This is a genomic window from Paracoccus chinensis (assembly GCF_900102885.1).
GTDB classification, from domain to species: Bacteria; Pseudomonadota; Alphaproteobacteria; order Rhodobacterales; family Rhodobacteraceae; genus Paracoccus; species Paracoccus chinensis.
Genome location: NZ_FNGE01000001.1, coordinates 102,170 through 126,813 on the forward strand (window position 1 = coordinate 102,170; position 24,644 = coordinate 126,813).

Sequence of the window (24,644 nt, forward strand, 5' to 3'; positions counted from 1 at the left end):
GGGGGCGCGCGGCGCGGATCAGACCCGCCGCCCCTCGACCCAGACCCCCCGCACGGCGGCGGCCTGGCCGATGCGTGCCACGCGGATCACGTCGGCCCGGGCACCGAGGCTCAGGCGCCCACGGTCGTCCAGCCCCGTCGCCGCGGCCGGCGCGGCGGTGACACAGGCGATCCCGCGCGCCATGTCGCCCCACAGGTCGCCCAGCATCAGCGCACCCGACAGCAGCGAGGAGGGGACGTAGTCCGAGGACAGGATGTCCAGCAGGTCCGCCCGCGCCAGTTCCTCGGCCGCCACGTTGCCGCTGTGCGATCCGCCACGGATCAGGTTCGGCGCCCCCATCATCACGCGGATGCCGTGGGCGCGGCAGGACTGCGCTGCCTCGACGGTGGTCGGGAACTCGGCAAAATGGACGCCGTGACGTGCGCTGACGGCCACCTGCCCCGTCGTGGTGTCATCGTGGCTGGCCAGCACCGCGCTATAGCGGCGGGCCTCGGCCACGGCGGTCGCCTCGTGCAGATCGCCGACGCGGTCGCGCAGGGCGCGCTGTTCGGCGACATGCTGGCGGAAGACCTCGTCCGTCAGCCCGTAGCGGGCCAGCGCGAATTCGCGCAGCTTGCTTACGTCGCGGAACTGCCGCTCGCCCGGCGTGTGGTCCATCAGGCTGACGATGCCGACACTGTCGCCGGGACCGAACTTGGCCATCTCCTCGACCAGCGTCTCGGAGCAGATCTCGGCCCGCAGGTGCAGGAGATGGCTGATCCGCAGCGCCCCCTGACCGCGCAGTTCCAGGATCTCGTCGGCCAGCGCCCGGGCGTATTCGCCGTAGTTCGCGTCCTCGTTCGAGACGACCGAGCCCACGCGCAGCGCGTCAAAGACCGTGGTGATCCCGACACTGGCGAGTTCCGCATCATGGGCGATGATCGCCGCCTGGTGCGGCCAGTCGACCTTGGGGCGCGGCTGGATGTGGCGTTCAAGGTTGTCGGTGTGCAGCTCGACCAGACCCGGCATGACCAGGTCGCCCTCGCAGTCGATGGCGCCCTGGGGGACGCCCGCGCCTTCGGCGATCTCGGCGATCCGGCCCCCGGACAGCCGCACCCGTCCCCGCAGGGTCTCGGTCGGCAGGACCAGGGTGGCATTGGCGAGGATCGTGTCGGTCATCGGGCAGTCCTGTCTTGCGCATGCGGAACACCCCCGCCATGCGGGCCGTTCGGGGTCAGCATGTCCGGAGGTAGGAATGAAACGCTTTGCCGTCTATTACGCGCCGCGCCAAGGAGAGTTTGCGTCCCGCACAGCCGCCTGGCTGGGCTGGGACCCCGAAGCGGGACGCGAAGTGGCGCAGCCCGATCTGCCCGGCATGCCCTGCCCCGTGGCGGATCTGACGCGCGATCCGCGGAAATACGGCTTCCACGGCACGATCCGTGCGCCCTTCCGTTTGGGCGAAGGCGTCAGCCCCGACGATGCTGTGGCGGCGGTCGAGGCGCTGGCGGCCCGGCTTGCCTCCGTGACCTGCGACGGGCTGCGAATGGTGGACCTGCATGGCTTCCTTGCGCTGATCCCTGAAGGCTGCGACGAGGCGCTGCAGGCCCTTGCCGCGGCCGTGGTCGAGGGCACCAATTCCCTGCGCGCGCCCCCGACCGACGCCGAGATCGCCCGCCGCAAGCCCGAGCAGCTGTCGTCCCGCCAGCGCGAGTTGCTCGACCGCTGGGGCTATCCCTTCGTCATGGAGGAGTTCCAGTTCCACCTGACCCTGACCGACAAGCTGCCCGGCGACCAGCGTGCGCCGGTGATGGCGGCCCTGCAGGATCACCTGTCCCCCGTCCTGCCGCGCCCTTTCGTCGTCGAGGACCTCTGCCTCTTTGGCGAGGACACCGAGGGCCGCTTCCACCTGCTTCACCGCGCTGCCCTGTCCGGCTGAAGCGCGGCCAGCAGGCCCGCCACGCCGTCCTCCACCGTGCCGTCGTTCATGACCACCGTGGCGCGGGTGCCGGGCGGCAGGTCGAAGGAGGCGCGCTCCAGCCGCTCGCGGATGTCGGCCTCGCTTTCGCGGCCCCGGGCGGCAAGGCGCGCGGCCAGCACCGGTGCCGAGGCGGTCACAAGGATCACCCGCAGGTCAGGGAACAGCGCCTGCGCGGCAGGTAGTGCCGCGCGGCTGCCGTTGAAGATCACGTCGCCACCCCGCAACTGGTCATGGGGGATGCCGTAGCGCAGGCCATGCGCCTCCCAGTCCAGCGCGAACTCGCCCCGCACCTTGCGGGCGGCGAATTCCGCCGGCGTGATGCCCTCGAAATCCTCGCCCCCGGCCTCGGTCGGGCGGGTGATGACGCGGCGGGCCAGCCGCAGGTCGGGCCGACGCCGCAGGGCGCCCGCGATCAGCGTGTCCTTGCCCGCGCCAGAGGGGCCGACAACGGCAAAGATCATGCCCCTGCCCCCCTTTGCAAAGCTGCCGCCGCGCCGCTGAACCCCGTCCCCTGCATCCGGCGGATGTGCCCCCGGCGGTCGCGCGGGTCAACCCGCTGTTGCTCCCGCCCGGCAGGCACGTCAGGATGCCCGCCAAAGCAGGGGGACGGGACATGGACGTGCAGCATTTCACCGCCGCGGACGGCGCGCGGATCGCCTATCGGGACGAAGGCGAGGGGCTACCGGTCCTGTGCCTCGCGGGGCTGACGCGCAGCATGGACGACTTCGACTATCTCGCGCCGACGCTGGCCGACTGCCGGATGATCCGCATGGACTATCGCGGACGCGGGCAGTCCGACTGGACGGGCGCCGCCACCTACACCGTCCCGCAGGAAAGCGCGGATGCGCTGGCGCTGCTGGACCACCTCGGGGTTCAGAAAGCGGCCGTCGTCGGCACCTCGCGCGGGGGGCTGATCGCCATGTACCTGGCGGCCGTCGCCAGGGAGCGCCTGCTGGGCGTCTGCCTGAACGACGTGGGTCCCCAGTTGCGGCGCGAGGGGCTGGAGGCGATCATGGACTATGTCGGCCGCCCCCCGACCGCCCGGACGCTGGCCGAGGTGGCCGAGCGCCTGCCCCGCACGCTGCGCGGCTTCGGCGAGGTCCCTGAGGGCCGCTGGGTTGAAGAGGCTGCCCGCCTCTACCGCCAGGCCGAGGATGGCGTGAACCTGACCTACGACCCGTCCCTGCGCGAGGCCTTCCTCGCCGCCTTCAAGAACCCCGACGCCACCGCCTGGCCCCTGTTCGATGCGCTCGAAGGGCTGCCCATCGCGCTGATCCACGGCGAGGGCTCGGACCTGCTGGGCGAGGATGCGGTCGAGGAAATGCAGCGCCGCCGCCCCGACATGATCTACGGCAAGGTGCCGGGACGCGGGCATATCCCCTGGCTGGACGAGGGGGAGAGCGTGCAGGTGGTCAGGGCGTGGATGGGGGCGGTGCAGGGGACGGCGGCTGCGTAGGGTGCGTGCTTTACACGCACCGTTCGGCGGCGGGATGGTGCGTGCAGAGGACCATCCCACGCTTGCTACTAAATTGCACTCCCTCGGAATTTCTGTGCGGCAGCATGTATACGCTCTTTCCTCATGATACCTTCAACTGACGTAGGCATATCAAGAAATTCCCAGAATTCTTCCACCCTCTCAAACCCGAATGGATTTATTATGAAATGACGAAATATCGGATTGACTAGCTGCTGGCACTGCTGGGCAAGGCAGTCGTCAGCCTCTCCAATGACCTCTCTCCCATGCGTCAGAGCGTTGCGCCGTTCACGTACATGAACACCCAAGTACTGCATTTCAAATGCATCTTCCATCAAGTAAGATGCTCGATCAATGAGAACATCTGATTTGTCACTAGGCTCGCCCGCAACAAACTCCAGCAGCCGCCAAGCACCCAAAACTGTGTTTGAGACTTGATGCTCACTAAAGGCATCATAGTAGAGCAACAGCGCAGTTTCGCAACGCTTCGGCCATTTTGAACTTTTTGCCGCTGATAGCAATTTCCGAACCGCTTCGGCTACCTTGCTGCAGCGATCAGCATTGGGCTGAGTTGCCAGCCTAGCCTTTGGGCTCCATTCAGTATGCCAGAATTTCTTAGCAGCTAGTTGTCCATCCATTGTATGGACTGTTATTTGCGGCGCTATCAACGGTGAAGCTATTGGATATCGCAACCCTCCGATAGCCCACTGAACATGTCCATCAACGTGGGAAATTGCAGCAAGTACTTTCCTCAGGAAAGTGTGAGCTCTCTCAAACGCATCATCTTCATTGTGCGCTGCACTCTGGATGTAGCAAATCTCATATCACTCACATCCAAAATAAATTGTCCGAAACAGATCACTACCTTCCTCCCTCTGCTCAGATCTTTCTTTAAGAATCTTTTCTTCTACCCCCTGATTCAAACCTTGCACAATGCAAGTACCGTTTTCCTCGTAAGCCGTAATACCATCAAGCAGACTAGTGCGACCCCACACAGGAAAGGCAACAATATACGAGCTTTTTAGACGCAAAATTTTTGCGCGCTCTTCCTTGTATAAGTGAAGGAATTCATTTGGAGAATGATCTTGCGCCTTGTGGTTCGCCTTCGCAATAGCCTCTTTCTTGACCGCAATGCCGACACTCTTGTCGACAAGATACGTCTCTAGAAGAGCTTGCCACTCTTCAAATGATCCAATTCTCTGGGTGGATGCCGATCCGTCTGGATTCACAGTTCGGCTCTTCGAAAGGCGCTTCAAAAGTTCGCAGGGCTCTACGCCTTTTCGCCAAGCTGTCACCTCCACACCCCCTCGAACTCCCGCCACTCGCCCTTGCTCATGCCGCTGGTCTCCTGCGTGACCGTCTCGCCGGCCAGCCGCCGCTTCAGCACCTCCACGGCCTTGCCGGACAAGGACACCCCGCCCAGCCGGTAGTCTTCGAAGGCCGCGTAGGCCAGCGGCACCCAGTCGGCCACGATGCGGCACATCGCCTCGGCATAGACGCGGATCTCGTATTGCGCGTGGGCGTCAGCGCGCAGGCGCAGGAAGTGGAACAGGTTGTGCAGGTCGGTTTTCCAGTACCACTGGGTGTAGATGTTCGCGGGCAGGTTCATCCGCGCAAGCTCGCGGGCAAGGCCCTGCTGGCCCTCCTGGCTCAGCATCCCCTCGTAATGGTCATAGGACCGCATCGCGTCGTCGCGCAGGATGTCCAGGACGCGCTGCGCCTCCTCCCCCGACAGCACCGCGCCCCGGCCCTGGTTGTTCACCGTGGACTGGGCAGCCAGCTGTTCCGGCGCGGGGATGTAGAACTCGCGGTCGAGGATCGAGTAGCGGGCGGAGTATTCGTTCACGTTCGCGGTGCGGTGGCGGATCCACTGACGTGCGACAAAGACCGGCAGCTTGACGTGGAACTTGACCTCGCACATCTCGAAGGGGGTCGAGTGCCAGTGCCGCATGAGGTAGCGGATCAGCCCCTCGTCGTTCGACACGGCCTTGGTGCCGCGGCCGTAGCTGACGCGCGCCGCCTGCACGATGGCGGAATCGTCGCCCATGTAGTCGATGACGCGCAGAAGCCCGTGGTCCAGCACGGGGTGGGCTACGTAAAGGTGCCGCTCCATCCCCTCGCTAACCGCGCGCAGCGTCTGGCGCGGGGTGGCGCGGGCCTCGTCGATCTCGGCTTGCTGCTCGGGGGTCAGGGGCATGGCGTCCTCTCGGCTTCTCTTTCCCCCGTCTCTAGCGATCCGCACCGCCGCGTGCCACCATTGCCGCCGCACCAAACGGGAGAAGCACGATGCGTTATCTGCACACCATGGTCCGCGTGAAGGATCTGGACACCAGCATGGGTTTCTATCGCCTGCTGGGGCTCGAGGAGACCCGGCGGGTGGAAAGCGAGCAGGGCCGCTTCACGCTGGTCTTCATGGCCCCGCCCGGCCAGCCGGAAACGCCGGTCGAGCTGACGTACAACTGGGACGGCGACGAGGGCCTGCCCTCGGACAGCCGTCACTTCGGGCATCTCGCCTATGAGGTGGACGACATCTACGCCACCTGCCAGCACCTGATGGACAATGGCGTGACGATCAACCGGCCGCCGCGCGACGGCCACATGGCCTTTGTCCGCAGCCCCGACAACGTCTCGATCGAGCTGCTGCAGAAGGGCGGTTCCCTGCCGCCGCAGGAGCCCTGGGCCAGCATGGGCAACACCGGCCACTGGTAGGCGTCAGTAGATGTAGCGGATCTGATCGGCCCAGAAACGCTCGACCCGCCGCCATTGCAGGTTCACCTGCGGAAGCGGCGGGTCGTCCAGCACGCCCGAGGCCTGCAGCCCCGCCGCGTGGCGCAGGAACATCTGCCCGATGATCTCGCGCACCTCCTCGCCGCGCGGGGTCAGGCGGACGCGGACCGAGCGGCGGTCCATTTCCGAGCGCTGGTGGTGGACATAGCCCATCTGCACCAGCTTCTTGAGATTGTAGCTGACGTTCGAGCCCTGATACATCCCGCGCGACCGCAGCTCACCCGCCGAAACCTCGGCATTGCCGAGGTTGAACAGCAGCAGCGCCTGCACCGGCGTCAGGTCCTCGTGCCGAAGGCGCTCGAACTCGTCCTTGATCAGGTCCAGCATCAGCCGGTGCAGCCGGTCGAGGATCTGCAGGCTTTCGAGATAGGGCTCCAGCACCTCGGGCAGGTCGTCGGCAGGAGGCACAGGCGTCGCGGAGGGGCGCAGCACGGCAAGTCGGGTCATGGCAGGCATCCGTTTGGCGTCTTTCCCGCCACCCTGACACCGACGTCCCAAGATTCGGTTAAGCGCCGCGGATTTCCCTCAGCCGGCCCTGCGCATGGGCCGCGATGCGGTCCAGCATGGGCGCATGGACCTGCGGCCCCGCCGTGCCGCCTTTTAGCCGGGCCGTGATCCAGGGGTAGAGGTCCTGGTCGTTTTCCTCGAGCAGCCGCTCATAGGCGTCGAGGCTGTCGGCATCCATCGCGGCCAACTCGGCTTCCGCGAAGGGACCGAGGATCAGGTCCATCTCGCGCGTGCCGCGCCGCCAGCTGCGCATGACGATCCGCTTCAGCCGGGCCTCGTGATCATCCATTCGCATTCCTCCTGCGCTTGCGGCGGTGCCGCCCCGCGCCTATCACCGCCCCGTCCCCCATGGTTCCGGAGCGCGCCGATGAGCTTTCTGTCGCAGACCCTGTCCCGCGTCAAACCCTCGCCCACCATCGCCATGACGAACCTGGCGCGCGAGCTGGCGGCGGAAGGCCGCGACATCATCAGCCTCTCGGCCGGAGAGCCGGACTTCGACACGCCCGCCCATATCCGCGAAGCGGGCAAGGCCGCCATCGACGCGGGCCACACCCGCTACACCGCCGTGGACGGCATCCCGGAACTAAAGCGCGCCGTCGCCGACAAGTTCCGGCGCGAGAACGGGCTGGACTATGCGCCCGGGCAGATCACCGTCGGCACGGGCGGCAAGCAGATCCTGTACAATGCACTGATGGCGACGCTGAACCCCGGTGACGAGGTGATCATCACCGCGCCCTACTGGGTCAGCTATCCCGACATGGTGGCGCTGGGCGGGGGCACGCCCGTGATCGTCACCGGCAGCCTGGAAAACGGCTACCGCATCACGCCCGAGCAGCTTGAGGCGGCGATCACGCCGAAGACGAAATGGGTGATCCTGAACTCGCCTTCGAATCCCACCGGCGCGGGTTATGGTGAGGACCACATGCGCGCCCTGACGGACGTGCTGCTGCGGCACCCGCAGGTCTGGGTGCTGGCCGACGACATCTACGAACATCTCGTCTATGACGACTTCCGCTTCGTCACCCCGGCGCAGATCGAGCCGCGCCTGATCAACCGCGCGCTGACCATGAACGGGGTCAGCAAGGCCTATGCGATGACCGGCTGGCGGATCGGCTATGGCGCGGGCCCGGTGGAACTGATCAAGGCAATGGCGAACGTGCAGGGGCAATCGACCTCGAACCCCTGCTCGATCAGCCAATATGCGGCACTGGCCGCGCTGACCGGGCCGCAGGACTACATCACGGAAAGCCGCGCGGCCTTCCAGCGGCGCCGCGACCTGGTCGTCTCGGGGCTGAACCAGTGCGAGGGAATCGACTGCCCCACCCCGCAAGGGGCCTTCTACGTCTATCCCTCGATCGCGCGCCTCATCGGCAGCCGCACGCCCGAGGGCACGGTGATCGCCGACGACCGCACCTTCGCGATGGAACTGCTGAACGCGACCGGCGTCGCCGTGGTCTTTGGCGAGGCCTTCGGCCTCTCGCCGCATTTCCGTATCAGCTATGCCGCCTCGGACGAGCAGCTGTCGGATGCCATTGCCCGTATCCGCGGCTTCTGCGGCAACCTGCGGCAGGAACCGGCGTGACAGGGGGGCGTTCTGGTCGGGAATAAACCCGAAAGGACAAGAACATGCTGTCTCGTGATGCGCTGGTCGTCGTTGCCGACGGGAAAAAGGCCGTACTGTTCCGCAACACCGCCAAGTTCAGGATCGAGCTGGAGGAGGTCGAGCGGATCGGCCCGACCAACCTGCAGGACGAAAGCCAGGGCCGGCAACCCGACGACACGCCCCCCCGCGACGAGGACGAGGCGACCTTCGCCAAGCAGCTGACCGAGCGTCTGAACCTCATGGTCCTGCAGAACAAGGTGCAGGAACTGGTGATCATCGCCGACCCCAACACGCTGGGTGTCATGCGGAAGAACTATCACAAGATGCTGGAGCAGAAGGTGGTGAAGGAAGTCGCCAAGACGCTGACCGCCGCCAGCGCCGACGAGATCGCCCGCGCGCTGGCCTGACCGGGAGAATCGACAGGACAGGGCGCCGCGGCGCGGATCATCCCCATGGAGCTTGCGGCCCTTTTCGTCATCGTCCCGGCGCTCGTCCTGGCGATCCTGCGGCTGTATTACCGCCCGCCCTCGCTGAAGAACCGCACGGTCAGCGAGGCCGTGCACCTGTCCGACGCCACCACGATCGGCCGCGCGGTCCTGGCGCATGGGGGTGCGCGGTCCAGCGTCAGCGGGGTCGTGGCGCTGCATGACGGGCTGGACGCCTTCGGCGCGCGCATCTCGCTGATCCGCGAGGCCGAGGTGGCGCTGGATGTCCAGTATTACATCTGGCAGCGCGACATGACCGGCCTCGTCCTGCTGGACGAACTGCGCCAGGCGGCGGAACGCGGCGTGCGCGTCCGGCTGCTTCTGGACGACAACGGCATCTCGGGGCTGGACGCCGATCTGGCCGCGCTGAACGCGCATCCGAATGTCGAGGTGCGGCTGTTCAATCCCTTCATCCTGCGCCGGCCCAAGCTGCTGGGCTATCTTTTCGACTTCCGCCGCCTGAACCGGCGGATGCACAACAAGCTGATGGTCGCGGATGGCGCGGCAGCGATCCTCGGCGGGCGCAACATCGGCGACATCTACTTCGCCTATGGCGAGGGGCCGCATTACCTCGACACCGACGTGCTGGCGATGGGCCGGGTGGCGGTGGACGCGGGCGAGGACTTCGACCGCTACTGGGCCAGCGGCTCGGCCTATCCGGCCGAGCTGATCCTGCCCGCCCCGGGCGAAACCAGCGCCCGCAGCGACCTGGACGTGCTGCTGGCGAACGACCGGGCGCTGGCCTACCGGCAGACCGTGGTCACGCGCCCCCTGGTGCAGGACATGGTGCAGGGGCGGCTGGCGCTGGACTGGGCGCCGGTCACGCTGATCAGCGACGATCCCGCCAAGGGTCTCGGCCGGCACCGCAACCGCGACCTGATGTTCGCGCGGCTGATGCGGATGATCGCCAGTCCCGAGGATTCGGTGGACATCATCTCGGCCTATTTCGTGCCCGGCAAGCGCTTCACCCAGCGTCTGGCGCGGCTGGTCGCCGAAGGGCGGCAGGTGCGCATCCTCACGAACTCGCAGGAGGCGACGGACGTGCTGGTCGTCCATTCGGCCTATGTGAAATACCGCCCCCGGCTGATCGACACCGGCGTGCGGCTGTACGAGCTGCGCGCCAACCGCGGCATGCCGCCCGAGCCGCGCACCCCCGGCACCTCGACCCGCGCGAGCCTGCATTCCAAGACAGTCTGCGTGGATCACGAGCGGATCTTCATCGGCTCGTTCAACTTCGATCCCCGCTCGATCATCTTCAACACCGAGATGGGGGTGATGATCGACAGCCCCCGCCTCGCCTCCGAGGTCAGCCGGGGACTGGACGAGGTGCTGCCGCTGGTCAGCTACGGCCCGCGCCGGGACGAAGGCGGGCGGCTGGTCTGGCACGAGCCTGCGGTGGACGACGCCGAGATCGTCCACCGCCGCGAGCCGGGCACCAACTTCGCCCAGCGCGCGCTGTTGTGGCTGATCGGCAGGCTGCCGATCGAGTGGCTGCTTTAGGCCTGGGCCTTGGCCGCCCGGCGCGCGGCGTGCAGCAGCGGCTCGGTATAGCCCGAGGGCTGCTCGGCCCCCTTCAGGATCAGGTCGCGCGCCGCGTTGAAGGCAGGGCCGTCCAGCGCGGGGGCCATCGGCTGGTACAGCGGGTCGCCCGCGTTCTGGCGGTCCACCTTCTCGGCCATGCGCGCCAGCGAATCCTGCACTTGGCGTTCGGTGATGATCCCGTGCTTCAGCCAGTTCGCCAGATGCTGGGCCGAGATCCGCAGCGTCGCCCGGTCCTCCATCAGCGCCACGTCCTCGTAGTCGGGCACCTTCGAGCAGCCGATCCCCTGGTCCACCCAGCGCACGACATAGCCCAGGATCGACTGGCAGGAGTTGTCGATCTCGTAGGCGACCTCGTCGGGCGAGAGGTTCGCGCCCCCCAGCAGCGGCGGCGTCAGCAGCGCGTCGAGCGAAGGCTTCTCGCGCGAGCGCAGTTGCTCCTGCACGTCATGCACCGAGACCTGGTGGTAATGCGTCGCGTGCAGCGTGGCAGCCGTGGGCGAAGGCACCCAGGCGGTGTTCGCGCCCGCCTGCGGATGGGCGATCTTGGCCTTCAGCATGTCGGCCATGTCATCGGGCTTGGCCCACATGCCCTTGCCGATCTGGCCCTTGCCCGCGAGTTCCAGCGCAAGGCCGGTGTCCACGTTCCCGGCCTCATAGGCGGCAAGCCACGGCTGGTCCTTCATGCGGCCTTTCGGCACCACCGGCCCGGCTTCCATCGAGGTGTGGATCTCGTCACCCGTGCGGTCGAGGAAGCCCGTGTTGATGAACACGACCCGGTCTTTCACCTGCGCAAGGCAGGCCGAAAGGTTGGCCGAGGTCCGGCGCTCCTCGTCCATCACGCCCAGCTTCACGGTGTTCGCGGGCAGGCCGAGGATGCGCTCGACGCCGGCATAAAGCCGCTCGGCAAAGGCGACCTCGTCGGGGCCGTGCATCTTGGGCTTCACCACATAAATCGAGCCGGTGCGCGAGTTCCGCCTGGCCTGCAGGTCATGCATGGCGCCGGCGACGGTCATCAAGGCGTCCATGATGCCCTCGGGCGTTTCCTGCCCGTCCAGCATCACGGCGTCGGTGGTCATCAGGTGGCCGACGTTGCGGACCAGCAGCACGGCGCGGCCGGGATGGGTGACTTCGTTCCCCTGCGGGTCGGTGTAGGCCACGTCCTCGGCCAGGCGGCGCGTCATCTGCCGCCCGCCCTTCTCGAAGGTGTCGGTCAGGTCGCCGCGCATCAGGCCCAGCCAGTTGCGGTAGTTGGCGACCTTGTCCTCGGCATCGACAGCGGCGACCGAGTCCTCGAAGTCCTGGATCGCCGTCAGGGCGCTTTCCAGGATGACGTCCGAGATGCCCGCCTTGTCGTCGCGCCCGATCACCGTGCTGCGGTCCACCTTCAAGCGGATCAGCAGGCCGTTCACGCGCAGGAACACGTCCTCGCCGCTGGTGCCCGCGAATTGCGCCGCATCGGCAAGGCCGGTCTCGCCCGCGCCCGTGGTCAGGACCAGGCGGCCCCCTTCGGCCTTCATCCCGGTCACGTCGGCCCAGGAGGCGCCGTCCAGCGGCGCCACGGAATCGAGGTGCTTGCGCGCCCAGGCGATCACCTGCGCGCCGCGCCCGGCATCATAGCCGCCCGGAGCAGCCTTCCCCGGCAGCGCGTCGGTGCCGTAAAGCGCGTCATACAGCGAGCCCCAGCGCGCGTTCGCCGCGTTCAGCGCGAAGCGGGCGTTGCTGATCGGGACCACAAGCTGCGGGCCCGCGACCTGCGCCAGTTCCGGGTCCACGTTGGACGTGCCGATCGTGAAGGGCGCGGGCTCGTCCACCAGGTAGCCGATCTCGCGCAGGAAGGCGCGATAGGCCTCGGCGTCATGCGGCTGGCCGCGGCGCGCGCGGTGCCAGTCGTCGATCTGCGCCTGCAGTTCGTCGCGGCGCTTCAGCAGGGCGCGGTTCTCGGGGGCAAGCTCGCGCAGCAGCGCGGCATAGCCGTCCCACAAGGCTTGGGGCGTGACGCCGCCCGTCAGCAGTTCCTTTTCGACCAACTCGGCCAAGGGGGCTGCCACCTGCAAACCGGCGCGCTCAACGTGATCGGTCATCTTCAACCCTCCATCAATGCAGCAGGATGGATAGCAGTCCCCGGGCAGGAAGGTGACAACGCCGGCGTTCTTTCCCATGATGCGGGAAACGGAGGAAGACTTATGGCGGAGAATGGGGTTCAGTCGGTCAGCCGCGCGCTGACGCTGCTGCGGTTGCTGGCGCAAGGCGACGGCAGCCGGCTCAGCGATCTTGCGCGGGCTGCGGGGCTGCCGGTGTCCACCGCGCACCGCCTGCTGACGACGATGGAGCAGCAGGGCTTCGCGCAGTTCGAGCCCGCCTCGTCCGCCTGGCACGTCGGGCGCGACGCCTTTTCGGTCGGCATGGCCTATGGGCGCAGGCTCAGCTTCGTGGCCCCTGCCCTGCCGCTGCTGCGGCGATTGCGGGACGCCACGCGCGAGACGGCGAACCTCGGCATCCTGGACGACGATCACCTGGTCACGGTCAGCCAGGTCGAAAGCCGGGAAATCCGCCGCGCGCTGTCGCCGCCGGGGCGGCGGGTGCCGGTATTCTCCTCGGCCATGGGCAAGGCGATCCTGGCCACCTGGCGTGACGAGGATGTGCTGGCGCTGGCCGACCGCGCGGGCCTGCCGCCGCTGACCTCGAAAAGCCTGCGGACACGGGACGCGGCGCTGGCCGACATCACCCGCACCCGCGCGCGCGGCTGGGCGCTGGACGACGAGGAGTTCAACCTTGGCATGCGCTGCCTTGCCGCCGTGGTCTGGTCGCCACAGGGAGAGGCCGCCTGCGCCATCTCGATCTCGGGCGCGGCAGGGCGCCTGACGGACGACCGGATCGCGCCCCTGGGAACACTGGTGGCGCAGGCAGCCGAGGAACTGACGGTGCTGCTGGGCGGTGTGGCACCCGAGAGCGGCACCGGTTGATCCCTCAGGGACGGTCGGGAATGGTCGGGGAGAGCATCGCGGGCAGGCTGGCCCGCAACGCGTCCCAGCCTCCGGGTTGCCAGCCGAGCGCGGCCAGACGCTCGCAACTCATCACGGACACCGCGTTCTCGGCGCCCGGCGGCGGGGGATGCGGGCAGCCGGTCAACCGCTGAACCTCGGCCAAAAGGTCATGGCGGTCGAGCAGGAGGTCCGAGGCGTTGAAGGCACCTCGCGCCCCGTTCCGCAGGATCAGCAGGATCGCGGCAGCGAGATCATCGCCGTGCAGTTCCGTGGCAACGCGCGGTGCAATGGGACGGCCGGCAAGGTAATCGGCGAAGAGGCCGCTCCACTTGTGGCCCTCGCCCGGGCCATAGATGCCGGTCGCGCGGATGCTGGCCGTGGCGAAGCCCTCGCCGCTGAGCGCGGCAAGCCCCGCCTCGGCCTCGGCCTTCACCCGGCCGTAAAGGCTTGCAGGCGCGGCCGGAGTGCCGTCCGGCAGCGGCGTTCCCGCAGGCAGCGCGTCATAGACGGCGCGCGACGACAGGAAGACCACCTGCCCCGCCCCCGCCGCCTTGGCGTCCTCAAACAGCCGCAGCGAGCCGTCGCGGTTCAACGCCACGAAACGCTCGGGATCGTCGCCCTCGCCGCAGCGATACTTGCCCGGCACATGGGCGAAGGCGGCGTGGACCAGCGCCGCGCAGCCCTCCAGCGGCGCGGACTGGTCCAAGCGCCAGCCGGGCAGCGTCTCGACCTGATGGCCCTCGGCCCGGAAGGCGCGGAGGAGGAAGCGCCCGACCAGCCCGCTCGCGCCGCTCAGGGCGATCCTCATGCCGGGTCAGGCAGGCTGCGCGGGTCGGGCACCGGGCCGTCGCCTGCGTAAGCCCGCCACAGGTCGATCAGCGGACGGACACGATCGGCCTTGGCGTGGTCCTGCCACGGTTTCTCGTACTGGAAATGCAGGATCTTCACGTCCTGCCAGCGCCACAGTTCGGGCATGGCGAACCAGACGTATTGCAGCATGTTGAAGAACACCGGCAGGCCGTGCCAGTCGGGGAAGTAGCTTTCAAGGAAGGTCTGGTCGGTCCGCCGCCAGAAGACGCCCGGCACGTCCAGCTTCGCCAGCATGTCCCCGAAAGTCGTCGAATCGGGCCGCGCCGTGAAGACGCCCGAGTTCATGCGGTGGAAGTCGGCTAGGCTTTCATAGACATTCGGCGCGGCGCAGAACTGCGGATAGTCGAACAGCTTGTCCACGTTCTGCAGGACCAGCGCGTCCGCGTCGATGAAGACGACGCGCTCGTAATCCAGTTGCCACAGCCGCAGCTTGGCGAAGTTGTCGAGCGGAGTGTGGAAGGGCGGCTTTTTGCCCTTGGTGAAGGCCGCGCGGCCGTGCAGCGCGTCCTTTGCATGGGTGGCGTTGAACTCGGGGCTCGTCGGCAGCAGCTCGCAGCGAACTAGCCGGGCGCCCAGGGCCGACAGCGGCGCAAGCTCCGCCTCGGCTACGTCGGTGTGCAGGACGCAGATGTCGGCCTGCGTGCCGGAGAGCACGATGGACCGCACCAGCGCCTTTGCACCCAGCGCATAGTCGGCGTTCGTCACGAGCGTGACGAAGGCGCGGTCGGACCGGGCGGAGCGGTCCGGCGTCAGTCCATGCATCAGACGGCCTTGAGCTTCTTGCCCTCGGGGTCATGATCGACGCGCTTGGCGATGTCCTTGGTCCAGGCGCTGACGGCGGGCACGCGCGAGCGGTCGATGCGGTGGGCGTATTTCTTCGCCACGTCCACGACTTCGGCCAGCAGCCCCTCCTGCAGGGTGATCGGGTTCAGGCCCAGCGACAGGAACTGGTCGTTCTTCACGATCAGGTCGTTCTCGTCGGCCTCCTTGCGCGGGTTCGGCAGCATCCGCACCTCGGCTCCGGTCATGCGCGCGACCAGTTGGGCGAGGTCGCGGACGCGGTGCGTCTCGGTCATCTGGTTGAAGATCTTCACCCGCTCGCCCGTCTTGGGCGCGTCCGACAGCGCGAGTTCAATGCAGCGCACGCAGTCCTGGATGTGGATGAAGGCGCGGGTCTGGCCGCCCGTGCCGTGGACCGTCAGCGGATAGCCGATCGCCGCCTGGATCAGGAAGCGGTTCAGCACCGTGCCGTAGTCGCCGTCATAGTCGAAGCGGTTGATCAGCTGCTCGTGCCGCCGCGTCTGGTCGGTGTGGGTGCCCCAGACGATCCCCTGATGCAGATCGGTGATCCGCAGCCCGTCGTTCTGGGCGTAGAACTGGAACAGGATCTGATCGAGGCTCTTGGTCATGTGATAGACCGAGCCCGGGCGGGTGGGGTACAGGATCTCCATCCCCTTCCTGCCCGCGGGCGTGTCGATCTCGACGTCGAGATAGCCTTCCGGGATCGGCGCCCCGACCGAGGAATAGCCGTAGACACCCATGGTCCCGAGATGGACCAGATGCGCGTCGATGCCGGTTTCAACCAGCGCCGCCAGCAGGTTGTGCGTGGCATTGACGTTGTTGTCGACCGTGTAGACCTTGTGGCGGTCGGTCTTCATCGAATAGGGCGCGGCGCGCTGCTCGGCGAAATGGATCACGGCGTCGGGCTTGTGGTCCGCAAGCCACTGCTTCAGCCGCTCGTATTCCTTGGCGAGGTTCAGCAGGTGAAAGTGGATCGTGTTGCCGCTTTCCTGCTTCCAGATGCGGCAGCGTTCCTGGATCGAGTCCATCGGCGTCAGCGACTGCACGCCCAGTTCCGTGTCGATCCAGCGGCGCGACAGGTTGTCGACGATATGGACCTCGTGGCCCAGGTTGGACAGGTGCAGCGAGGTGGGCCAGCCCACGAAACCGTCACCGCCGAGAACCGCGATCCGCATGATCCATTTCCTTCTGTCCATCTGCGTCGCGCGCCGATTACTCCGGCGGCAGGCCGCTGTCGAATGAACATATGGCGACAGATGACGGCTTCGTGAAGCCCTGCCCCCTCCCGTGCGACTGCCTCAGGCGGGTTCCAGCCGCACCAGGTAGGGCAAGGGCTCGGGCTGGATCAGGTCGCGGACCGCCTCGACCCGCAGCATGGCCCGTCTGCGCGAAATCCGCAGATGCGCGACCAGCGAGTCCCTGGCCCCTGCGACATTGCCCGCTTCCAGCCTTGAGACGACCTCGAGATGCTCGGCCAAGAAGGGCTCGGTCCCGAACAGGTCCAGCGTCCAGCGGTAAAGGACGTGGTGCGCGACCAGAAGCGACTGCGCGAGGTTCATCGCCTGCATCAGCGCGGCATTGGCGCAATGGGACAGCAGATCGACATGCAACTGCTGTTCCAGCCGGTCCAGCACGGCGCTATCGCGCAGCGCGCTTTCGGCCATCGCGGCCTGCAGGTCGTCCCTCAGCCCGGCGAGATAGCCCGGCGGCAGGCGCGGCGCGGCCTTTTCCAGCGCCACGGGCTCGAGCACCCAGCGCAGTTCGTAAAGCTCGTCGGTGTAGTCGGGCGTCAGCCCCGGCGCGACCCAGCGGCCCGAGCCGTCCTTGCGCAGGATGCCGCGCTGGTGCAGCCGGGCCACCACCTCGCGCGCGACGGTGCGGCTGACGCCGTGGTGGCGGGCCAGTTCAGCCTCGTTCACCCGCCAGCCGCCTAAGGGCGTGCGGGACATGATGGCAAGCTCGATCTCGGGGTAAAGCCGCTCCCATCCTGCAGGAACGGTCAGTTGCCGGGGCGCCGGGGTCCGGGGAGCGTGAGGCGCGCCTTCCACCAGGGCCACAGCCTCGCCTTCGATCAGCCCGGCCTTGCGCAGCCGGTCCAATGCACGGCGCGCGGGCGTGCGGCTGATGCCGAAGCGGCGCGCGACCGCCGTGGGGCTGAGCCGCGTGCCCGGCGGCAGGACGCCGCGCGCGATCTCGTCGGCCAAGGCCTCGGCAGCGGCCTGCCACAGATGCGTGGGACTGGGCGATGCTCCGGGCAAGGCACTCTCCGTCATCCTGCGCCCAAGGGGGCCTTTGGTGGAATAGCACGCCTCGGCCATTGCCAGCGAGCGTGACGTGGTGAACAGTGTATGCAGAAAACTGGCAAGGACCTTCCCATGACCGCCGAAACGCCGCGACCGCAGCTGCCCCTGGCCGAACTGGACCGCTTCTGCCGGGAGGCCTTCCGGGCGGTCGGCGCGGATGAGCAGACGGCCGACGCGGCGACCCGCGGCATGATGCACGCGACCGAACTGGGGGTGGACAGCCACGGCGTCCGCCTGCTGCCGCATTACCTGCGCGCGCTGGAAGGCGGGCGGCTGAACCGCAATCCGCAGGTGCGCAAGACCGGCGGCTTCGGCGCGGTCGAGGTGATCGACGCCGACCATGCCCAGGGCGCGGTCGGGGCCTTCCACGGCATGGACCGGGCGGTCGAACTGGCCCGGCAGTTCGGCCTCGGCGCGGTCGCGGTGCGCAACAGCTCGCATTTCGGGCCGGCGGGCGCCTATGCGCTGGCGGCGGCGCGGCAGGGCTTCATCGGCATGGCCTTCTGCAATTCGGACAGCCTCGTGCGGCTGCACGACGGGGCCGCGCGTATCCACGGCACGAACCCCATCGCCGTGGGCGTGCCGGTTGCGGGCGAAGAACCGTGGCTGCTGGACATGGCGACCAGCGCCATCCCCTACAACCGCGTGCTGCTGTATCGCAGCTTGGGGATCGAACTGCCGCAGGGCGTGGCCTCGGATACGGGCGGGCATGACACGCGCGACGCCATGCAGGCCGAGATGCTGGCGCCGCTGGGAGGCGAGTTCGGCTTCAAGGGCGCGGCGCTGGCAGGCGTGGCCGAGATCCTCAGCGCGGTGCTGACGGGCATGAAGCTCAGCTTCGACATCGCCTCGATGGAGGGGCCGGATTTCAGCACGCCGCGCCATCTGGGCGCCTTCGTGCTCGCGCTGAACCCTGACGCCTTTCTGGACCGCGGTAGTTTCGACACGGGGATGCGCCGCTACCTGGACAAGCTGCGCAGTTCGCGCCCCGTCACGGGCAGCCGCGTCATGGCGCCGGGCGACCGCGAGTGGCGCGTCGCGGCCGAGCGGCGGCAGGAGGGCGTGGCCATCGACCCCGCGACCGAAACCGCCTTTGCCGAGATCGCCGCGCGCTTCGACCTGCCCCTGCCTGCGGCGACCCGAGGATAGAGGCAAAGAAATCCCTTGACCGATCCAGCGCCGCTGCGGCTAATGACAGAAGTGGTCTGACCACTTGCCCGGATTACCGCGAGAGGAGCGCGGCCCGGGAGCAGGGAAGGGGAGAAGCAGCCTTGCAGGGCGACAAGCCGCGCCGGCCTTATCGGGTGATCGCCGACCAGATCCTGGACCTGGTGGCCGACAACGGGCTTGCGCCCGGCGACCGCCTGCCGGCCGAGCGCGATCTGGCGGAACGCTTCGGCGTCTCGCGCCCCTCGCTGCGCGAGGCGCTGATCGCGCTTGAAGTCGAGGGGCGGCTCGAGATCCGCATGGGCTCGGGCATCTATGTCGGCGCCTGCCCTCGGGCCGGGGCGATCGAGGGCGAAAGCCCCTTCGAGGTGTTGCAGGCCCGCGCCATCGTCGAAAGCGCCATCGCCGAGGAAGCCGCACGCCGCTGCGACCCCAAGGCCGTTGCGGCGATGGACCGAATCCTGTCCCGGATGGCCGAGGCGACGGGCGATCCCGCGCGCTCGCTGGATCTGGACGGGGCGTTCCACATCGCGGTGGCGATGGGGACGGGCAACGGCCTGCTGGCCGACATGACGGCCGACATCTACCGGCTGCGGCTGTCGCCCTTCTTCAGCCGCCTGGCCGCCCATTTCGAGGGACCGGGCACCTGGAGGCTGGCGCTGGCGGAACATGGCGCGATCCGTGACGCCATCGCGGCCGGGGACACGGGCGCCGCGCGCGAGGCGATGCGCCATCACCTGACCGAATCCCAGCGCCGCTTCTGCGGCGCCTTCGCGGCCGACGCCGCATGACCGCCTTGCCCCCGCCGCCCGCGGCCGGGGCCAATGACGACCGCATGCAAACGGGAGGAAAAGCATGACGTTCACGATCCGCGGGTGGCTGGGTACGGCCGCCTTCATCATGGCCGGCACGGTGGCCGCGCAGGCGCAGACCACGCTGAAATGGGCCCATGTCTACGAGGCGTCCGAGCCGTTCCACACCGAATCCGTCTGGGCCGCCGAGGAAATCGCCAAGCGCACCGAGGGGCGCTACAAGATCGACGTCTTTCCCGCCTCGCAGCTGGGCAAGGAAACGGACATCAACCAGGGGCTCAAGCTCGGGACGGTGGACATCATCATCTCGGGGGCAAGCTACGCGGCCCGCGACTATCCGCGGATCGGGATCAGCTATTATCCCTACATCTTCCGCGACCCCTCGCACCTGCTGGCTTACGCGAAAAGCGACGTCTTCAAGCAGCTGGCGCAGGGCTACGAGGAAGCCACCGGCAACCACATCACCGCCATGACCTATTACGGCACGCGGCACACGACGGCGAACAAGGACATCAAGGCCTGCGCCGACATGCAGGGCCTGAAGATGCGCGTGCCGGACGTGCCCGCCTACTTGGCCATGCCCCGCGCCTGCGGCGCCAATACCACGCCCATTGCCTTTGCCGAGGTCTACCTGGCGCTGCAGAACGGCACAGTCGAGGCGCAGGAAAACCCGCTGACCGCCATCGACGCCAAGAAGTTCTACGAGGTGCAGTCGCATATCTCGCTGACGGGCCACATCGTCGATGCGCTGAACACCATCGTGTCCAAGAACGTCTGGTCGCAGCTTTCGGACGAGGACAAGCAGATCTTCACCGAGGTCATGCTGGAAGCCGCCGAGCGGGGCACCCGCATCGTCGAGGAACGCGAGGCGGCCCTGGTCGAGGACTTCCGCTCGCGCGGGCTGACCGTGACCGAGCCCGACCGCGCCGACTTCGAGCGCGCCGTGCTGGACAAGGTGCCGCTGTCCGACTTCGGCTACGAACAGGCCGACTACGACGCGATCCGCGCCCTGCAGTAAGCCCAAGCTCCCTGCCGGTGCCCCGGGGGCGCCGGCCTCCCCTTCCCCCCATCCAAGGTTGCGGCCGATGACCCATGACCCCGCCACGCCGATCAGCGTGGAACAGATGGCGCATGCCTTCGAGGACGACGAGGCCCATGAGGTGGACCTGTCCATCTACGCCGTCGAGGACTGGCTGGTGCTGGCGCTGTTCTGGGGCATGGCGCTCTGCGTCTTCCTGCAGTTCTTCACCCGCTACGCGCTGAACAACAGCCTTGCCTGGACCGAGGAGATCGCGGCCAACCTGCTGGTCGTCATCGTCTTCGTGGGCGCGGCCATGTGCGTGCGGCTGGGACGCCACATCGCGGTGGACCTGCTTTACCGCTTCCTCAGCCGCCCTGTGGGCCGCGTGCTGCAGGTGATCGTGGACCTGATCTCGATCGTCTTCTTCGCCTACATGTCCTGGCTTTTGTGGCGCTATGTCGGGATCGTCGGCTCCGAGCGGATGGTGACGGTCGACCTGCCGCGCGGCCTTGTCTTCTATTCCGTCCTCGCGGGCTTCGTCCTGATGACGCTGCGCGCATTGCAGAACTTTGCCCGCGACCTTCGCAGCCGCCGCACCGTGCGCGAGCAGGCCGAAGACCTTGGCCCCACCGGAGTCTGACCCATGCTGCTGCTGATCGGTTCCTTTCTGCTGCTGATGGTCATCGGCGCGCCCGTCGCGGTGGCGATGGCGGCGGCCTCGCTGCTCTACCTCGGCATCTACGACGTCGCCCCCGACATCATCGCGGCCCAGCGGATGATCGCGGGCGTCGAAAGCTTCCCGCTGATCGCCGTGCCCTTCTTCATCCTGGCGGGCAACCTGATGAACATCGCGGGCGTGACCGGCCGCATCTATCACTTCGCCCTGTCGCTGGTCGGCTGGATGAAGGGGGGCCTCGCGCAGGTCAACATCATCGGCTCGGTTGTCTTCTCGGGGATGTCGGGGACTGCGCTGGCCGACGCCGCCGGCATCGGCACCATCGAGATCAAGGCGATGAAGGACCACGGCTACCCGGTCGAGGCCGCCGTCGGCGTCACCGCCGCCTCGGCCACGCTGGGGCCGATCTTCCCGCCGTCCCTGCCCTTCGTGATCTACGGGATGATGGCCAACGCCTCGATCGGGGCGCTGTTCATGGCCGGCATCATCCCGGGTGTCGTGATGACCTCGCTGATGATGCTGACGGTCTGGATCTTCGCCCGCCGCTATGGCTGGGGCTCGGACACGCCCTTCGACGGGCGCGAACTGCTGGGCGCCTTCCTCGAGGTGGTGATCGTGATGTGCTTCCCGCTGTCGGTCTGGCTGCTGATCCAGGCTGGACTGTCGGTCAACGTGGCCGTCTTTCTGGCGCTGGGCGCGCTGATCGCGCTGGACTGGTACTTCGACTGGCACGCCGTCATGGCGCTGATGGCGCCGGTGCTGCTGATCGGCGGCATGACCATGGGCTGGTTCACGCCGACCGAGGCCGCCGTCGCCGCCGTCCTGTGGTCGCTGTTCCTTGGGCTCGTGCGCTATCGCACCATGACCTTCCGCACGCTGGCCAAGGCATCCTTTGACACGATCGAGACGACCGCCTCGGTGCTGTTCATCGTCACCGCCGCCTCGATCTTCGCCTGGCTCCTGACGGTCAGCCAGGCAGCGCAGCTGTTTTCCGACTTCATGTTCTCGCTGACGGACAACTGGTGGACCTTCCTGATCGTGGTCAACATCCTGCTGCTGATCGTGGGGGCGTTCCTGGACACGATCGCCGCGATCTCGATCCTGGTGCCGATCCTGATGCCGGTGGCCGCGCGCTATGGCATCGACCCGGTGCATCTGGGACTGATCCTCACGCTGAACCTGATGATCGGGCTGCTGACGCCGCCGGTGGGGATGGTGCTGTTCGTGCTGTCGCGCATCGCCAAGATGTCGGTGGAACGGACGGCACTGGCGATCCTGCCTTGGATGATCCCGCTGTTCGTGGCGCTGCTGCTGATCACCTTCATCCCGGCGATCACCCTGTGGCTGCCGACGCAACTCGGCCTGATCCGATGAAAGGGAACCCCATGCGCAGCCGCGTCGCCCGCCTGTATGCCGCCCACGACCTGCGGGTCGAGGAGGACGAGGTCCCCACCCCCGGGCCGGGCGAGGTCCTGCTGCGCATGGCCGCGGGCGGGATCTGCGGGTCGGATCTGCATTATTATCACGACGGCGGCTTCGGCCCCGTGCGGGTGCGCGAGCCGATCATCTCGGGGCACGAGGCCTCGGGCCGGGTCGCGGCTCTGGGGGAAGGCGTCGAGGGTCCCGCGCCCGGCACGCTGGTCGCCGTCAGCCCCTCGCAGCCCTGCGGCGAGTGCGAATACTGCCGCGCGGACCAGCCGATCCACTGCCTGTCCATGCGCTTCATGGGCAGCGCCATGCGCCTGCCGCATGAACAGGGGATGTTCCGCGACCTGATGGTGGTCCCTGCCGCGCAGGTCCACGCCTTTCCCGACACGACCACTCCGGCCGAGGCCGCCTGCGCCGAGCCGCTGGCCGTCTGCCTTCATGCCGTGGCACAGGCGGGTGGGCTCGCTGGCAAGCGCGTCCTGATCACCGGCGCGGGTCCCATCGGGCTTCTGGTGCTGGCCGCCGCGCGCCATGCGGGCGCAACCGACATCACCGTCACCGACCTGACCGACGCGGCGCTGGAGCGTGCGCGCGCGATGGGCGCCAGCCAAGCGATCAACGTGGCAACCGACGCGGACGCGCTGGCGCCGCTGACAAGGGACAAGGGCCAGATCGACGTCGCCTTCGACTGCTCGGCCGCCGGACCCGCGCTGCGCAACGCATTCGCCGCGCTGCGCCCGCGCGGCACGCTGGTGCAGGTCGGCGTGACCGGGGATGTCACGATCCCGCTGAACGCGCTGGTCGGAAAGGAAATCACCTGGCGCGGCTCTCAGCGCTTCCACCCCGAGTTTGCCGAGGCCGTACGCCTTATCGGCAGTCGGGCCATCGACGTGCGCCCGATCATCAGCCACTCCCTGCCGCTGGAACGTGCGGCCGAGGCCTTTGACCTTGCCTCGGACCGCAGCCTCGCCTGCAAGGTCCAGCTGAGCTTCGCCGAATGAGGCGGGGTGCGCAGATGACCCGCGCTGGAACGAAATGATGGCGACCGCCGAAGCCATGACCGGCGACCAGCCCACGGCCCCCTTCCTGGCGCTGGAGGGGCTGTTTCCCGCAATCCTCGCCACCAATGCCGAATGGCACGCTCAGGTCGATGACGCGATCCGCGCCGACCTCGCGTGCGCCCGGCCTGCCGGAGCCACGCGATGAAGGCCCTTGTCTGCGACGAACCCGGCCGCCTGAGCCTTGCCGAACGGCCCGAACCCGTGCGCGCGGAGGGCGAGGTTCTGGTCCGCATCCGCCATGTCGGCATCTGCGGCACGGACTTCCACATCTTCGGCGGCAAGCATCCCTTCCTCGAATACCCCCGCGTCATGGGGCACGAACTGTCGGGCACCGTCGAGGAAGCCCCGCCCGGCAGCGTGCTGAAGCCGGGCGATCCGGTCTACATTGTCCCCTACCTGTCCTGCGGCACCTGTCAGGCCTGCCGGATCGGGCTGACCAACGCCTGCTGCAACATCCGCGTCCTTGGCGTCCATTGCGACGGCGGCATGGCCGAGCTGGTCTCGGTTCCCGAGCCCAACGTGATCCCGACCGGCAACATCCCCCTGGCGGATGCCGCGATGATCGAGTTTCTCGCCATCGGCGCCCACGGCATCAGGCGCGGCGCCGTCACCGCCCGCGACCGCGTGCTTGTGACCGGGGCCGGGCCCATCGGCATGGCCGCGCTGCTGTTTGCCAAGGCGCGCGGCGCCGAGGTGACGGTGATGGACACCCGCGAGGATCGCCTTGCCTTTGCCCGCGACCGGTTGGGCGCGGACGCTGTCCTGCTGGCCGATGCGGATGCCGAGGACAACGCCCGCAGCCTCACCGGGTCCGACTGGTTCGACGTGGCCGTGGACGCCACCGGCGCCGCGCCGCCCATCGAGCGCGGCTTCGGCTTCCTCGCCCACGGCGCGCGCTATGTCCTGCTGTCGGTGGTGCGCGACCGCATCTCCTTCTCGGACCCCGAGTTCCACAAGCGCGAGGCCACGCTGCTGGCCAGCCGCAATGCGCAACCCGACGACTTCGCCGAGGTCGTCCGCCAGATGCAGGCCGGCCGCATCCCGACACGGGCGCTGAATACTCACCGCGGGCAACTGGCCGACGGGGTGGGGCTGTTCGGCGAATGGTCGCGGCCCGAGGCGAGGGTGATCAAGGCGATCCTCGACCTCTGAGGATCGCCCCCGTG

At 67.7% G+C, this 24,644-nt stretch carries 27 protein-coding genes; 15 read left to right on the plus strand and 12 right to left on the minus strand.

What is annotated here, in order from left to right; all coding sequences use genetic code 11:
- Nucleotides 1–18: 18 nt before the first annotated feature.
- Nucleotides 19–1,158, minus strand: coding sequence for an alpha-D-ribose 1-methylphosphonate 5-triphosphate diphosphatase (locus BLQ03_RS00510; RefSeq protein ID WP_090751539.1), 1,140 nt, complete (start codon nucleotides 1,156–1,158; stop codon nucleotides 19–21).
- Nucleotides 1,159–1,234: 76 nt separating this feature from the next.
- Here BLQ03_RS00510 and BLQ03_RS00515 point away from each other — a divergent pair, with 76 nt between their 5' ends.
- Nucleotides 1,235–1,915, plus strand: a complete 681-nt coding sequence (locus BLQ03_RS00515; protein ID WP_090751541.1) for a DUF1045 domain-containing protein — start codon at nucleotides 1,235–1,237, stop codon at nucleotides 1,913–1,915.
- On the opposite strand, the gene phnN is transcribed toward BLQ03_RS00515, so the two are convergent.
- Entirely contained in the window at nucleotides 1,891–2,418 is a 528-nt protein-coding gene (gene phnN, locus BLQ03_RS00520; RefSeq protein ID WP_090751544.1) for a phosphonate metabolism protein/1,5-bisphosphokinase (PRPP-forming) PhnN, read from the minus strand. The two genes, BLQ03_RS00515 and phnN, sit on opposite strands and share 25 nt — an antisense overlap.
- Nucleotides 2,419–2,543: 125 nt before the next feature.
- Between phnN and BLQ03_RS00525 the strand changes: the two genes are divergently transcribed.
- Nucleotides 2,544–3,413, plus strand: a complete 870-nt coding sequence (locus BLQ03_RS00525; protein WP_245688619.1) for an alpha/beta fold hydrolase — start codon at nucleotides 2,544–2,546, stop codon at nucleotides 3,411–3,413.
- Nucleotides 3,414–3,481: 68 nt separating this feature from the next.
- On the opposite strand, the gene BLQ03_RS17840 is transcribed toward BLQ03_RS00525, so the two are convergent.
- The 3 genes from BLQ03_RS17840 to thyX all read right to left on the minus strand — a co-directional run bounded on the left by BLQ03_RS17840 (nucleotide 3,482) and on the right by thyX (nucleotide 5,628).
- A complete protein-coding gene (locus BLQ03_RS17840; protein WP_139166583.1) occupies nucleotides 3,482–4,069 on the minus strand; it encodes a hypothetical protein in 588 nt (195 codons plus the stop codon).
- Between the two features lie 186 nt (nucleotides 4,070–4,255).
- Nucleotides 4,256–4,660: a hypothetical protein gene (locus BLQ03_RS17845; RefSeq protein ID WP_175558731.1), complete on the minus strand. Its 405-nt coding sequence runs from the start codon at nucleotides 4,658–4,660 to the stop codon at nucleotides 4,256–4,258.
- 62 nt (nucleotides 4,661–4,722) lie between these two features.
- Nucleotides 4,723–5,628 carry an FAD-dependent thymidylate synthase gene (thyX, locus tag BLQ03_RS00530; RefSeq protein WP_090751548.1) on the minus strand — a complete coding sequence of 302 codons (906 nt, stop codon included), beginning with the start codon at nucleotides 5,626–5,628 and terminating at the stop codon, nucleotides 4,723–4,725.
- Between the two features lie 89 nt (nucleotides 5,629–5,717).
- On the opposite strand from thyX, the gene BLQ03_RS00535 reads away from it, so the two are divergent.
- A complete protein-coding gene (locus BLQ03_RS00535) occupies nucleotides 5,718–6,140 on the plus strand; it encodes a VOC family protein (RefSeq protein WP_090751550.1) in 423 nt (140 codons plus the stop codon).
- A gap of 3 nt (nucleotides 6,141–6,143) precedes the next feature.
- Here the strand turns inward: BLQ03_RS00535 and BLQ03_RS00540 are convergent, their stop codons facing one another.
- Together BLQ03_RS00540 and BLQ03_RS00545 are read right to left on the minus strand one after the other, a co-directional pair.
- Nucleotides 6,144–6,545 carry a winged helix DNA-binding protein gene (locus tag BLQ03_RS00540; protein ID WP_245688636.1) on the minus strand — a complete coding sequence of 134 codons (402 nt, stop codon included), beginning with the start codon at nucleotides 6,543–6,545 and terminating at the stop codon, nucleotides 6,144–6,146.
- Nucleotides 6,546–6,723: 178 nt separating this feature from the next.
- On the minus strand, nucleotides 6,724–7,014 hold the full coding sequence (locus BLQ03_RS00545; protein WP_090751552.1) for an FAD assembly factor SdhE: 291 nt from the start codon (nucleotides 7,012–7,014) through the stop codon (nucleotides 6,724–6,726).
- Nucleotides 7,015–7,092: 78 nt separating this feature from the next.
- Here BLQ03_RS00545 and BLQ03_RS00550 point away from each other — a divergent pair, with 78 nt between their 5' ends.
- The 3 genes from BLQ03_RS00550 to BLQ03_RS00560 are packed head-to-tail and all read left to right on the plus strand — an operon-like array spanning nucleotide 7,093 to nucleotide 10,313.
- The gene (locus BLQ03_RS00550; protein ID WP_090751554.1) at nucleotides 7,093–8,307 is read left to right on the plus strand and encodes a pyridoxal phosphate-dependent aminotransferase; all 1,215 of its coding nucleotides are present in this window, start codon (nucleotides 7,093–7,095) and stop codon (nucleotides 8,305–8,307) included.
- A gap of 44 nt (nucleotides 8,308–8,351) precedes the next feature.
- Nucleotides 8,352–8,735 carry a host attachment family protein gene (locus tag BLQ03_RS00555; RefSeq protein ID WP_090751556.1) on the plus strand — a complete coding sequence of 128 codons (384 nt, stop codon included), beginning with the start codon at nucleotides 8,352–8,354 and terminating at the stop codon, nucleotides 8,733–8,735.
- A 45-nt stretch (nucleotides 8,736–8,780) separates the two neighbouring features.
- Nucleotides 8,781–10,313, plus strand: a complete 1,533-nt coding sequence (locus BLQ03_RS00560; protein WP_090751558.1) for a phospholipase D family protein — start codon at nucleotides 8,781–8,783, stop codon at nucleotides 10,311–10,313.
- Here the strand turns inward: BLQ03_RS00560 and BLQ03_RS00565 are convergent.
- Nucleotides 10,310–12,436, minus strand: a complete 2,127-nt coding sequence (locus tag BLQ03_RS00565; protein ID WP_090751560.1) for a malate synthase G — start codon at nucleotides 12,434–12,436, stop codon at nucleotides 10,310–10,312. The two genes, BLQ03_RS00560 and BLQ03_RS00565, sit on opposite strands and share 4 nt — an antisense overlap.
- A 102-nt stretch (nucleotides 12,437–12,538) precedes the next feature.
- Here BLQ03_RS00565 and BLQ03_RS00570 point away from each other — a divergent pair, with 102 nt between their 5' ends.
- Nucleotides 12,539–13,318 carry an IclR family transcriptional regulator gene (locus BLQ03_RS00570; RefSeq protein WP_090751563.1) on the plus strand — a complete coding sequence of 260 codons (780 nt, stop codon included), beginning with the start codon at nucleotides 12,539–12,541 and terminating at the stop codon, nucleotides 13,316–13,318.
- Nucleotides 13,319–13,322: 4 nt separating this feature from the next.
- Here BLQ03_RS00570 and BLQ03_RS00575 read toward each other — a convergent pair whose 3' ends face one another.
- The 4 genes from BLQ03_RS00575 to BLQ03_RS00590 all read right to left on the minus strand — a co-directional run bounded on the left by BLQ03_RS00575 (nucleotide 13,323) and on the right by BLQ03_RS00590 (nucleotide 17,268).
- On the minus strand, nucleotides 13,323–14,147 hold the full coding sequence (locus BLQ03_RS00575) for an NAD-dependent epimerase/dehydratase family protein (protein WP_090751565.1): 825 nt from the start codon (nucleotides 14,145–14,147) through the stop codon (nucleotides 13,323–13,325).
- Nucleotides 14,144–14,971 (minus strand): glycosyltransferase, encoded by an 828-nt coding sequence (locus BLQ03_RS00580; RefSeq protein WP_090751567.1) that lies wholly within the window; start codon nucleotides 14,969–14,971, stop codon nucleotides 14,144–14,146. Before BLQ03_RS00580 ends, BLQ03_RS00575 begins: the two co-directional genes overlap by 4 nt.
- Nucleotides 14,971–16,185 (minus strand): NAD-dependent epimerase/dehydratase family protein, encoded by a 1,215-nt coding sequence (locus BLQ03_RS00585; protein ID WP_090751569.1) that lies wholly within the window; start codon nucleotides 16,183–16,185, stop codon nucleotides 14,971–14,973. The genes BLQ03_RS00580 and BLQ03_RS00585 overlap by 1 nt, the downstream gene beginning before the upstream one ends.
- Before the next feature lie 123 nt (nucleotides 16,186–16,308).
- Entirely contained in the window at nucleotides 16,309–17,268 is a 960-nt protein-coding gene (locus BLQ03_RS00590; protein ID WP_175558732.1) for a GntR family transcriptional regulator, read from the minus strand.
- 117 nt (nucleotides 17,269–17,385) lie between these two features.
- On the opposite strand from BLQ03_RS00590, the gene BLQ03_RS00595 reads away from it, so the two are divergent.
- The 8 genes from BLQ03_RS00595 (at nucleotide 17,386) to BLQ03_RS00625 (ending at nucleotide 24,630) form a co-directional block, all read left to right on the plus strand.
- Nucleotides 17,386–18,462 carry an Ldh family oxidoreductase gene (locus tag BLQ03_RS00595; RefSeq protein ID WP_090751573.1) on the plus strand — a complete coding sequence of 359 codons (1,077 nt, stop codon included), beginning with the start codon at nucleotides 17,386–17,388 and terminating at the stop codon, nucleotides 18,460–18,462.
- 122 nt (nucleotides 18,463–18,584) lie between these two features.
- The gene (locus BLQ03_RS00600; protein ID WP_090751575.1) at nucleotides 18,585–19,271 is read left to right on the plus strand and encodes a FadR/GntR family transcriptional regulator; all 687 of its coding nucleotides are present in this window, start codon (nucleotides 18,585–18,587) and stop codon (nucleotides 19,269–19,271) included.
- A gap of 64 nt (nucleotides 19,272–19,335) precedes the next feature.
- A complete protein-coding gene (locus tag BLQ03_RS00605) occupies nucleotides 19,336–20,310 on the plus strand; it encodes a sialic acid TRAP transporter substrate-binding protein SiaP (RefSeq protein ID WP_090751578.1) in 975 nt (324 codons plus the stop codon).
- Between the two features lie 67 nt (nucleotides 20,311–20,377).
- Nucleotides 20,378–20,953, plus strand: coding sequence for a TRAP transporter small permease (locus BLQ03_RS00610; protein WP_090751580.1), 576 nt, complete (start codon nucleotides 20,378–20,380; stop codon nucleotides 20,951–20,953).
- Between the two features lie 3 nt (nucleotides 20,954–20,956).
- Nucleotides 20,957–22,363 carry a TRAP transporter large permease gene (locus BLQ03_RS00615; RefSeq protein WP_090751582.1) on the plus strand — a complete coding sequence of 469 codons (1,407 nt, stop codon included), beginning with the start codon at nucleotides 20,957–20,959 and terminating at the stop codon, nucleotides 22,361–22,363.
- A gap of 11 nt (nucleotides 22,364–22,374) precedes the next feature.
- Nucleotides 22,375–23,418, plus strand: a complete 1,044-nt coding sequence (locus tag BLQ03_RS00620; RefSeq protein ID WP_090751584.1) for an L-idonate 5-dehydrogenase — start codon at nucleotides 22,375–22,377, stop codon at nucleotides 23,416–23,418.
- Between the two features lie 34 nt (nucleotides 23,419–23,452).
- The gene (locus BLQ03_RS18210) at nucleotides 23,453–23,623 is read left to right on the plus strand and encodes a hypothetical protein (protein ID WP_217629631.1); all 171 of its coding nucleotides are present in this window, start codon (nucleotides 23,453–23,455) and stop codon (nucleotides 23,621–23,623) included.
- Nucleotides 23,620–24,630, plus strand: coding sequence for a zinc-binding alcohol dehydrogenase family protein (locus BLQ03_RS00625; protein WP_090751586.1), 1,011 nt, complete (start codon nucleotides 23,620–23,622; stop codon nucleotides 24,628–24,630). Before BLQ03_RS18210 ends, BLQ03_RS00625 begins: the two co-directional genes overlap by 4 nt.
- Nucleotides 24,631–24,644 lie beyond the last annotated feature (14 nt).